14 protein-coding genes are annotated in these 10,758 nt (G+C 48.0%); 11 read left to right on the top strand and 3 right to left on the bottom strand.

Going from position 1 to position 10,758, the window contains the following annotated elements; all coding sequences use genetic code 11:
* The first annotated feature begins 6 nt into the window (after positions 1-6).
* Together ASV53_RS07835 and ASV53_RS07840 are read left to right on the top strand one after the other, a co-directional pair.
* On the top strand, positions 7-570 hold the full coding sequence (locus tag ASV53_RS07835; RefSeq protein WP_094956688.1) for a cytochrome c oxidase assembly protein: 564 nt from the start codon (positions 7-9) through the stop codon (positions 568-570).
* Positions 571-613: 43 nt separating this feature from the next.
* On the top strand, positions 614-1,519 hold the full coding sequence (locus ASV53_RS07840; protein WP_239928760.1) for a cytochrome c oxidase subunit 3: 906 nt from the start codon (positions 614-616) through the stop codon (positions 1,517-1,519).
* A gap of 52 nt (positions 1,520-1,571) precedes the next feature.
* Here ASV53_RS07840 and ASV53_RS07845 read toward each other — a convergent pair whose 3' ends face one another.
* Entirely contained in the window at positions 1,572-1,778 is a 207-nt protein-coding gene (locus tag ASV53_RS07845; protein ID WP_062688258.1) for a DUF2909 domain-containing protein, read from the bottom strand.
* Positions 1,779-1,820: 42 nt separating this feature from the next.
* Here ASV53_RS07845 and ASV53_RS07850 point away from each other — a divergent pair, with 42 nt between their 5' ends.
* The 6 genes from ASV53_RS07850 to ASV53_RS07880 all read left to right on the top strand — a co-directional run bounded on the left by ASV53_RS07850 (position 1,821) and on the right by ASV53_RS07880 (position 7,281).
* Positions 1,821-2,498: an SURF1 family protein gene (locus ASV53_RS07850; RefSeq protein WP_062688260.1), complete on the top strand. Its 678-nt coding sequence runs from the start codon at positions 1,821-1,823 to the stop codon at positions 2,496-2,498.
* Positions 2,495-3,070, top strand: a complete 576-nt coding sequence (locus tag ASV53_RS07855) for a redox-active disulfide-containing membrane protein (protein ID WP_062688262.1) — start codon at positions 2,495-2,497, stop codon at positions 3,068-3,070. The genes ASV53_RS07850 and ASV53_RS07855 overlap by 4 nt, the downstream gene beginning before the upstream one ends.
* 9 nt (positions 3,071-3,079) lie before the next feature.
* The gene (locus ASV53_RS25995) at positions 3,080-4,354 is read left to right on the top strand and encodes a COX15/CtaA family protein (protein WP_239928756.1); all 1,275 of its coding nucleotides are present in this window, start codon (positions 3,080-3,082) and stop codon (positions 4,352-4,354) included.
* Positions 4,347-5,273, top strand: a complete 927-nt coding sequence (gene cyoE, locus ASV53_RS07870; RefSeq protein ID WP_094956690.1) for a heme o synthase — start codon at positions 4,347-4,349, stop codon at positions 5,271-5,273. Before ASV53_RS25995 ends, cyoE begins: the two co-directional genes overlap by 8 nt.
* A gap of 165 nt (positions 5,274-5,438) precedes the next feature.
* Positions 5,439-6,788 carry an MATE family efflux transporter DinF gene (gene dinF / locus ASV53_RS07875; RefSeq protein WP_094956696.1) on the top strand — a complete coding sequence of 450 codons (1,350 nt, stop codon included), beginning with the start codon at positions 5,439-5,441 and terminating at the stop codon, positions 6,786-6,788.
* 103 nt (positions 6,789-6,891) lie between these two features.
* The gene (locus ASV53_RS07880) at positions 6,892-7,281 is read left to right on the top strand and encodes a 3D domain-containing protein (RefSeq protein ID WP_205049189.1); all 390 of its coding nucleotides are present in this window, start codon (positions 6,892-6,894) and stop codon (positions 7,279-7,281) included.
* Positions 7,282-7,377: 96 nt separating this feature from the next.
* On the opposite strand, the gene nfuA is transcribed toward ASV53_RS07880, so the two are convergent.
* Complete coding sequence (gene nfuA, locus ASV53_RS07885) at positions 7,378-7,956, bottom strand: Fe-S biogenesis protein NfuA (protein ID WP_062688446.1); 579 nt, start codon at positions 7,954-7,956, stop codon at positions 7,378-7,380.
* A 124-nt stretch (positions 7,957-8,080) separates the two neighbouring features.
* Entirely contained in the window at positions 8,081-8,776 is a 696-nt protein-coding gene (locus tag ASV53_RS07890) for a ComFC family protein (RefSeq protein WP_094956691.1), read from the bottom strand.
* Positions 8,777-8,820: 44 nt separating this feature from the next.
* Between ASV53_RS07890 and bioH the strand changes: the two genes are divergently transcribed.
* The 3 genes from bioH to ASV53_RS07905 all read left to right on the top strand — a co-directional run bounded on the left by bioH (position 8,821) and on the right by ASV53_RS07905 (position 10,581).
* Entirely contained in the window at positions 8,821-9,603 is a 783-nt protein-coding gene (gene bioH, locus ASV53_RS07895; protein WP_094956692.1) for a pimeloyl-ACP methyl ester esterase BioH, read from the top strand.
* 94 nt (positions 9,604-9,697) lie between these two features.
* Positions 9,698-10,075, top strand: a complete 378-nt coding sequence (locus ASV53_RS07900; protein ID WP_062688269.1) for a hypothetical protein — start codon at positions 9,698-9,700, stop codon at positions 10,073-10,075.
* A gap of 41 nt (positions 10,076-10,116) precedes the next feature.
* A complete protein-coding gene (locus ASV53_RS07905) occupies positions 10,117-10,581 on the top strand; it encodes a hypothetical protein (RefSeq protein WP_062688270.1) in 465 nt (154 codons plus the stop codon).
* Positions 10,582-10,758 lie beyond the last annotated feature (177 nt).

The raw sequence follows: 10,758 nt of genomic DNA on the forward strand, positions 1-10,758 counted from the left end.
GCGGTTATGGCGAATCAAGATCTTCAAGACTCGGCTAAGAAAAAGCAGCGTTCAGTGTGGTCCTTAGTGATGATGGCCGTTGCGATGTTTGGTTTTGCTTTTGCACTTGTGCCGCTCTACGACGTGTTTTGCGATATCACTGGGATTAATGGCAAAACCTCGTCAACGCCTGCCGCAATTGCTGAGAATCGGATTGATACCAGTCGAACGGTGACGGTTGAATTCGTGGCTTACATCAATCAGGGCATGAAGTGGACATTTACACCGCAAGTGACGCGGATGGAAGTGCACCCCGGTGAAACCCATAAAATTGCTTATGCGGCGCAAAACCTGACTGCTAAAGCCAGTGTTGGTCAGGCCGTACCATCCGTTTCACCGGGACTGGCCGCCAAGTACTTCAATAAAATTCAGTGTTTTTGTTTTAATCACCAGCCATTAGAGGCGGGTGCGTCAGCAGAGCTACCTTTGGTGTTTTATATCGATCCTGATCTGCCTGATGACATTAATACGCTCACTTTAGCTTACACCTTGTATGACGCGCAGCCGACAGATACTGCGCAAACACAATGAGGTTATAACAATGGCAAACCCGTACGACGAACACGATCAAGCGATGACACCGCTTCAGTCATCACAGGCTGAAACGCACCCTAACCATAAGCATGAAACCTATTATGTACCCGCCACCAGTGCATGGCCCATTGTGGGGGCTGTAGCACTTTTTTTGATTGCGCTCGGTGCCGGTTCAACCGTTGGTGGACTCATGGCTGGGCAGGGACCTTGGGTGTTGCTGGCCGGTGTTGGTCTCTTACTCATCATGCTGACGGGGTGGTTTAGGGATGTGATTCGAGAGTCGATGGGCGGCTTATACAGTGCGCAATTGGACCGCTCGTTTCGCCAAGGCATGAGCTGGTTTATTTTTTCCGAGATCATGTTCTTTGCCGCTTTCTTTGGCGCACTATTTTATGCGCGCATGATTGCGGTGCCATGGCTGGGTGGTGCAGGAAACAATGCAATGACCAATGCCGTGTTATGGCCCGAGTTTATTGCCCAGTGGCCATTGATTGTCACGCCAAGCGGTGGCGAGACACAGGCGATGGGGCCATTGGGTTTACCGCTTTATAACACCCTTATTTTGTTGACCTCATCGGTCACTATTCATATCGCCCACACCGCGTTAGAAAAAGATAACCGCCCTCGTTTGACCTTGTTTTTATTGTTGACTGTATTGCTGGGGGGGCTGTTTGTTTACCTACAAGGGGTGGAATATATTCACGCTTATCAGGATATGGGTCTAACGTTAGATTCAGGTGTCTACGGTAATACCTTCTTTATGCTGACGGGCTTCCATGGGCTGCATGTCACCTTAGGTACCATCATCTTATTTATTGTGTGGTGTCGGGTACTCAAAGGGCATTTTAGTGCAGAAAAGCACTTTGCGTTTCAAGCGGGCGCTTGGTATTGGCACTTTGTCGATGTGGTGTGGTTGGGGCTATTCACTTTCGTCTACATTCTTTAATTGGCCATTTGAATGAGCATTGCAACTGCTGTGTTTAGACCTAGGTTGATGGCTAAAACGGGCGAGGATTAGGCTCAACGAGTCCTGTTGCAATGCCAATCAGCAATAATGCAAATACCACAACAGATAACCATAATCGGTGACCTAAGTAGCGAGAAAGCGGCACACCTTGGCGCTTGCCGAGCATCACAGGCAGTGCACGGAAAAGATTAAAAATGATGAATACCAACAAACAAACAACAAGGGCTTTGATCAGCATGTAAACACTCCGGCAGGCAGTAATCGGTTGATATGAGGTGGTATGCGACGGATCGGATTCATACTTTTTACTGTGGCGGTAATGCTGACATTGGTCAAGTTAGGCTTGTGGCAATTAGCGCGGGCGCAAGAAAAAGAGGCATTAAGCCATGCCTTGAAGCACCGCAGTGAACAGATGTATTACAGCTTAGCTAGTTTGCCGAGCGATCCGCGATGGTATGGGTTAACGCTTCATGGGGCGTTTGAACACCGTTATGCCGTGCTGCTCGATAACCAAATTTATCGTGGTCGAGTGGGTTATCACCTGCTGTACCCCCTCAAAGTGAATAAGGATTGGGTACTGGTTAATCTGGGTTGGATTGCCGCGCCAACGTACCGTGAGCAATTACCTGTTTTGCCTGAACATCATGGGGAATTACGCGTTGAGGGGATTATCGCACCGCCCTCACTAATGCCCACATTAGCAGCGCCCAGTGCAACGATAGAGTGGCCGCAACGAGTGCAAGTGATCGATTTAACTTTGCTATCTCAGCAGATGGATTTACCGCTTAAACCCTGGGTTTTACAAATCGATCCCGATAATGCCTTGGCGTTACAACAAACTTGGACGCCAGTCGTGATGGGGCCGCATAAACACTACGCTTATGCCGTGCAATGGTTTTTGATGGCGATGGCGATTTCTGGGTTAGCCTTCTGGTGGTTAAAAAGGACGAGAGCATGAGCAAACAAGGAAGCAAACGGAGTGCGTTGTTACTGCTGTTAGGCATATTTGTGTTGCCACTGTTGTTAGCTAAATTGGTGCTGGATTTGAATTGGTATCAAGGCGGGATCACCAATCGCGGTAAGTTACTGGATTCACCGCTCACGCCGCAATGGTTGACCGAATTAGGCGGCAGTAAGGAAGGGCAATGGCGTCTGATTTATTTACTGCCGGAACAGTGTGACAGTGCCTGCCAAGGTGCGTTATTCAATTTACGCCAAGTACCCGTTGCCGTAGGGGCGGGGAAAGATCGGGTTGATAGTACGGTGCTGGTGGCGGAGTCGGCACAAGCGACATTATCGACAGAAATACAGTCCCATCTTACGGGGATCAAATTGCTTTCTATCCCTCCTCATGTTGTTGCTCAAATTAATACGTTTGAATTTGGCACCAAAGCTATTTATATCGCCGACCCATTAGGGAATGTGATGATGGCTTACCCACTGGTCAGCGATAAAACGGCTATTTTGGCACAGGGGAAAGATGTGCTTCGTGATTTAAAGCGCTTATTGAAGGTGTCTAAAATTGGCTAAGGAGAGCCTATGGCGAATACGACGTATCGATATTTAGTGTACGCCACACTGGGATTGTCATTGATCGTGATTATTTTAGGGGCGTATACACGATTGACCGAAGCGGGGCTTGGCTGCCCTGATTGGCCTGGGTGTTATGGCACGTTGACGGTTCCTCAGACTGCGGAACAATTAGCTCAGGCGCAATTGTCCTATCCTGATGCGCCAGTTGAAGTTGAAAAAGCATGGAACGAAATGATCCATCGCTATGTTGCTGGTTCTTTGGGGGTGTTGATCTTGCTGATTAATATTGCCTCTTGGCAACAAATATCCCGCCCTAAAAAACTGCCTATTTGTTTACTCATTGTCGTGTGCTTTCAAGCAGCATTGGGTATGTGGACAGTGACATTAAACCTAATGCCTATCGTTGTGATGGGGCATTTGCTTGGTGGCTTTACGATTGCGTCACTTTTATTGCTGTTGGCTTTGCGAGTGCGACAACAAGCACGGCAGTTACACGCCTTATTAGCATTGCCTTCTGATTCACTCGATGTGCCCTCACCACCGTTAGCTAGCGGTGGTGATCAAAAGTTGCAGCACGCCTTTAATGAATTAGATTTTGAAGTCAGCCCTCAGCCGATTTTGCCTGTTGATACGTTTGAACAATTTAACGAGAAGATTGTAGGTGAACAAAACTGTCAGCAGCATGCGCCTTCTGACGCCGGATTGTCACAGTACCGCTCTCCGACAAGGTTACTCGTTATGATGGCCGTCAGTGCGTTGATTGTGGTGATTGGTCAGATCATGTTGGGAGGGTGGACCGCAGCGAACTATGCCGCGGTGGTCTGTACCCAATTGCCGTTGTGCGAAGTCAATTGGTTAGCACAATATGATGTCAGCGCGTTTACGCCTATCCAACCTGAGCACGAAAGCTATCAATTTGGGGTGCTGGATTATTCTCAACGCGTCACTATTCATGTTACGCACCGTTTAGGTGCTGTCGTGGTCTGTGGATTTGCTGGGGTGTTGATTTGGCAACTGCTTCGTTATCCTCAATATCGCAGATTAGCCGCGAAGGTGAGCGGAGTATTAGCACTGCAAATACTATTGGGGATCACCAATGTGGTTGCTCATTTACCACTCGCAATAGCTGTTGCCCATAACGTGGTGGGTCTGGGGCTATTACTGACCTTAGTGGCGATTAACTACCGACTGGCGCTGGATTATCGTCAGGCAAAGGACAACCCAGCCGCGCATGCGTTGGGCACGAAAGCATGGACAGCAGAGGAGCAGCATCATGGCTAAGTCACAAGTATTTACCTCGCCTCGATCGCACGCAGCATCATCGGCAAAGCCAGCGTTATGGCAAGACTATCTCACTATGACCAAGCCCAAAGTGGTGGCTATGCTGCTATTAACCGCTTTGGTTGGGATGTGTTTAGCGGTTCCCGGTATTCCTCCACTGAAGGCGGTTATTTTGGGTTTGGCGGGGATTGGCTTTCAGTCTGCTGCGGCCGCGGCGTTTAATCATGTCTTGGATCGTCGATTTGATGCCAAAATGGCACGAACTTATCATCGCCCGTTGGCGAAAGGACGCATTGAAACACATAAAGCCATCGCCTTTGCGGTGGTGTTGATGGCGGTCGGTTTTGCGTTGCTATGGCAGCTCAATGCGTTGACAGCATGGCTGACCATGGCCAGTTTAGTGGGCTATGCCTTGGTGTATACCGTGTGGTTGAAACACGCTACGCCTCAAAACATTGTCATCGGTGGTTTAGCGGGCGCTGCACCACCACTGTTAGGGTGGACCGCAGTAACAGGTCAGCTAGACCCGCATGCACTTTTGTTAGTGATGTTGGTCTTTACCTGGACGCCGCCTCACTTTTGGGCGTTAGCTATCCATCGACGAGATGATTACGCCAAAGCTGGGATCCCCATGTTGCCGGTGACCCATGGTATCGCCTTTACTAAAACCATGGTGCTGCTCTATACCTTCATGCTGTTTGCAGTGGGAGTTCTACCTTGGCTCACAGGGATGAGTGGCATGCTATACCTTGTTGGCAGTAGCCTATTGAACCTAGGGTTTATCGGGTATGCGTGGAAACTGAAATTTGCTGACAGTGAAGGGCATGCGTGGGCGACGTTTAAATATTCTATCTGGCATCTATTAGCCTTGTTTGTGGTGCTGCTGGCTGATCACTGGTTAGTGGTGTGGCTTGGTTAACGTTGTCTTAGTTAGTACTACCTAGTTTGGCTCAATACTTTGGTACAGACTCTTTTATGCTGGATGCCATAGCGAGGGTTTAGTCTCAAAACGGAAGCCGCTACACTGTGTTTCTACTTATTTGAGCATCTACTCATTATGATGCCTAGCAGTGAAGAGGTTTTCGTGCTCGCAGCCCTTAGGGATAAATCCCTCCACCTTCAAGTTTTTGCCTTGGCCTTGCCTATGGTGCTGTCAAACATCACGGTGCCTTTATTGGGGCTGGTGGATGCGGCGGTGATTGGCCATCTCGATCATGCTTGGTATCTCGGTGGTGTCGCGGTTGGTGGCACCATGATTAACGTCACTTTTTGGCTGTTAGGCTTTTTGCGGATGGCCACTACAGGCCTGAGCGCCCAAGCGTATGGCGCGAGCGACAAAGATGCCCAAGCCAGTACCTTCTTACAAGGTTTGACCCTCGCGTGGTTATTGGCTGCAGTACTGCTGTTATTCCATCAGCCCGTTGCTGACCTTATTTTTTCCTTCAGTCGCGCCAGTGACCAAGTCAAACTCTACGCTGAGCAATATTTCGCTATTCGTATTTGGGGCGCCCCCGCTTCGCTTGCTAATTTTGTCATCATGGGGTGGTTGCTCGGTAGCCAGAATGCCCGCGCTCCGATGTGGCTCTTGATTGTCACCAATATCGTTAATATTGGGCTAGATGTTTTGTTTGTACTTGGCTTTGGTTGGAAAGTGCAGGGGGCCGCGGCCGCCTCCGTCATTGCTGATTACAGTGGCATGGCGTTGGGATTATGGTTTGTCTCTCGTCAATGGATTGATCAAGCATTGCCCGCCGTTCGTGAAAAGATCGGTGCAGTACGTGAAGGATTGGGGCGCTTACTTAAGCTGAATCGCGATATTTTTCTGCGTAGCTTGTGCTTGCAGCTTACCTTCACCTTTATGACGTTCTACGGGGCAACATTAGGGGATAATACGGTGGCGGCTAATGCGGTACTGATGAGTTTTCTGATGTTGGTGTCGTATGCGATGGATGGGTTTGCCTATGCGATGGAAGCTCTTGTCGGTAAAGCGATAGGTGCGCGTAACCGTGACGAGTTAGGCCGTTATTTGGTCGGGACAACGTTTTGGAGTTTGATGGTCTCGCTTATCTTAACCTTGATGTTTACGGTATTTGGTTCAAATATCGTGGCACTTATTTCAAATATCCCTGCGGTGCAGCAAGAGGCCGCTATTTATTTACCATGGTTAGCGGCGGTGCCGCTGGTGTCGATGTGGTGTTTTTTGCTTGATGGTATCTTCATTGGTGCGACCCGAGGCAAAGAGATGCGAAACAGCATGTTTGTGGCTACCTGTAGTTTCTTTGCGATTTGGTGGTTGCTGATGGATTATGGCAATCATGCACTATGGGGGGCAATGCTTGGTTTTATGGCCATGCGCGGAATTGGCTTAGCCGTGCTTTTTACGTATCAATGGAAGAAAAATATTTTTCTGGAAACCGCTAATGCCAACAAGTAGTTAGAATTATTCAACTGGATTTGGCTCTTTTTTCGCCAATAAATGCTACTCATCTGGACTTTGTTGTGTTTAAAATGTGCGCAATTATTGCTCAGGTGAATATATGAATAGTCGGTTTTTGGTTGTATTACTGGCATTGGCCAGCTTTATTTTTGCGCCCCAAGTATTAGCTGGCACACAAAGTAAAACCTTGAATGTTACTGCTACCGCATATAATTCGGTACGTGCACAAACCAATGCAAACCCCAGTATTGCGGCTTGGGGAGATCGTTTGAAGCCGGGGATGAAAGCCATTGCCGTTTCGCGAGATTTGCTCAACATGGGAATTAAGCACGGCACTAAAGTGAAGATATCCGGTTTACCTGGTGAGTATGTGGTGCTGGATAAAATGAATAAGCGTTGGTCGCGTAAGATTGATATCTACATGGGAAAAGATATTCAAGCGGCCAGGAATTGGGGGCGTCGAAAAGTGACGATCACCTGGGCGGGTTAACGCCAATATGATGTTTAAATTACACGCAATAAAAAGCCGCTATAGTCTAGCGGCTTTTTTTATACATCTGATCTCGCTCTAAATAGGATTGAGATGTTAGTAGTAAGAGTGCTCGCCACGTGCGTGTTCGGTAATATCTCGAACACCATTTAGCTCACCTTCAAACTGAGCCAGTAGCTCTTTTTCGATGCCTTCTTTTAGCGTGACATCAACCATAGAACAACCGTTACAACCGCCACCAAACTGTAGGATAGCGATGCCATCTTCAGTAATTTCAGCCAGTGATACGTTACCACCGTGACCCGCAAGTTGTGGGTTTACTTGCGTTTGGATAACGTAATCAACACGTTCCATTAGCGTTGCATCATCAGACACTTTACGCACTTTTGCGTTAGGTGCTTTTAGTGTTAGCTGAGAGCCCATTTTGTCAGTAACAAAATCAATTTCCGCGTCATCAAGAAACGGTAGGCTTAGCTCATCAACGTAAGCTGAGAATAGGTCTAGCTTAATTTCAGTATCGGTTGCTTCAATAGCTTCAGGTGGGCAGTACGATACGCCGCACTCTGCGCTTTGGGTGCCTGGGTTCACCACGAAGACACGAATATTTGTTCCCTCAGGCTGCTGGGCAAGAAGCTTGCCGAAGTGCTGCTGAGCGTTTTCAGTAATAGTGATCATAGACACGACGTAATACCTGACTTATTTAGTAAGATTTAATTCTATTCTACTCTTAGTCGCCCTTTCTATCATCCCCAAATCACGCCTACCATGATTTGAATACTATTTTGCTGTTTTTTTGTGATCACATAGGCATCGGCGTATAGCAAATACAATAGATGTCGATTGTTTGTACACCATTTGTTTTTAGTATCTTAGTTAGCTCTGCAACCGTACTGCCCGTGGTCACAACATCATCAACAATCGCGACATGGCAGGGTAAATTATTTAATGTCAGTTCAAATGCCCCCCGTAAATTTTGCTGACGCTGGTGGCGAGAAAGCTGTTTTTGTACTGGAGTGTGGCGTATACGGCGAAAACCATGCGGCACTACTTGGCTGTCGGTACATGCGGCAATCGACCATGCCAATGCGGTGCTTTGATTAAAGCCGCGTTGCCAGCGACGCAGTGGGTGTAAAGGGACGGGCAGTAACACAGGAGCTGGATTATCAATTTTGGCTGCAAGATGTTTGCCTAATGGATGAGCCAACCAAAACTTGCCGCTGAATTTATAGCGTTGCACACACTGACGTAATGGTGGTTGGTACTCTCCCAATCGGATAAGGCGTTGCCACGGTGGTGGTGATGATAAACAGGCTCCGCATTGTTCAACATCGGCTAAAGTAGTGGCACCACAGCGCCGACAATAGGGCGGTTGTGGGAAGTGTTCTATACAGTGTTGGCACCAGACTTGTTCTTGAGTTGATAATGGTTGGTGGCATAACTGGCAGCGCTGGTTGGTCCAATCGAGTATTGATCTAAATCGCGAAGCCGATAACATCCATGCCATCCTGATGGGTTATTGGTGAATAAAAGGAAGTGTAAATGACAACCAAGCTACATTGGCAAATTGAAGGCCAAGGTTCGGATCTAGTTCTCATTCATGGTTGGGGCATGAATGGGGCGGTATGGCAGCAGATATTACCGCTGCTAACACCTTATTTTCGAGTGCATTGTGTTGATTTACCCGGCTATGGCCATAGTGGTGGTATTGACGGGGCTTCTATTGAAGAGATGGCACATCTGTTGCTTGAATATTCACCAGCGGCTGCAACTTGGGTCGGATGGTCGTTAGGTGGGTTAATCGCAACACAGGCTGCATTACTTGCTCCTGAGCGTGTAAGCCGATTAGTGACCGTTGCGAGCTCTCCTAAATTTGCGGCTGATAAGGCAACATCGTGGCGAGGCATTCAGCCTCAAGTACTGACTGATTTTCAGCAACAACTGAGTGATGATTTCCGTTTGACCGTTGAGCGTTTTATGGCCTTACAAGCGATGGGCAGCCCGACGGCACGGCAAGATATTAAGTTGCTCAAACAAGCCGTATTATCACGCCCTCAGCCAAACCAAGCTGCACTTAGTGCAGGTTTAACGCAGTTAGCCGAGGTAGATTTACGTGATCAACTCGTACGTATTCAACAGCCTTGGCTAAGAATGTATGGGCGATTAGATGGTTTGGTGCCAGTGAAAGTTGCGCAGGAATTAGATGAATTAGCACCGCGTTCTCAACGGCAAGTCTTTGCCAGTGCGTCGCATGCGCCGTTTATTTCTCACCCTGCGGAGTTTACGCAAGCATTGCGTCTTTTTTTGGAACAGCACGATGATTGATATGCCACGTCGGCAATTAACAAAAAATTAAACTTCTGTTAATTGTCGCCGATATTTATAACGTGGAGTTGCTCTACATTACTGAGAGGCCATAATGACAGTAGGAACTGTGGGGAATAGCCTGACCTATTCTCCGGCAACGTTACAATCTCAGGCTGCGGTCTCAACGAAAGTTGAAGGAAGGAATCAAGCAGTCAATGGCGATCCAAAAGGAGCGGTTGCCGAGACAACGGTGTCTATTTCAGAAGAAGCAAAACAAAAATTAGCGGCAGATGCGAAACAATCAGCCCCAGAGCTCGAGACCTCTAAAGAGGGCGGTGAACCGTCAAGTAAAGGAGAGTCGTTTGCGTATGGTGTGCTGGGAATGGATCATCCTGCAGAAGTGAATCAACAGACCGATGATTTTTATACGGCTGGCCAAATTCTCTCTGCAGTGGGGACCGTAGCGACAGTATTATTGGCAATAGCGTAAGGCATCAAAACCTGAACTGATGCCCGAGGAGTGACATCAGCGTGATAATTTCACCGGCTAATGTAGGTGCGCCTACTATTGCGCCTTCAGTGAACCCGCCAACCGAACAGGCTGCGCGGGATAATCGCGTTCGTGAAAAAATCATTCCTGCGACAGAGAGTATGCCGTCACCACACGGCAAGCCGCTGACCAGCGAAGAAAAACAACTGAAAAAACCGTCATGGGATCCAAGTGAACACCCGGATTACAGCGAGTTAACGGAAGATTCCGTCAAACAATACGGTTATCAGGAGGATTTTGAAAAGCTGGTGAAAGTATTATCAGCGGATACCTATCTGAAAGATTCAAAAGATCTTGGGTATTCGATGCACATCAAGCTACCGCGTGATTTGCTCGATGAACTGGAAAAAATCAGTACAACCGAAAGAACGAAAGGGGTCGTGGCGCACCATTATGCGCAAGCGACGATCCCAAATCCTCCGACGGATTACCTGGTGGTGCTGTAATACCAATCTCGCTGTTGCCGTGGTTGTGCAGACATTGCATGACCGTGAATCAATGCAGTTACCAATAAAAAAGCCTTTCTCATTGAGAAAGGCTTTCTTTTTGTGCGCCGAGCATGGTGTTGATCTAGGAGGTGAAAGTCCTCTACGGGCTCAGTCGAGCGAGAACCGTTAGCCTAT

The organism is Photobacterium sanguinicancri (assembly GCF_002265265.1).
Taxonomy (GTDB): domain Bacteria; phylum Pseudomonadota; class Gammaproteobacteria; order Enterobacterales; family Vibrionaceae; genus Photobacterium; species Photobacterium sanguinicancri.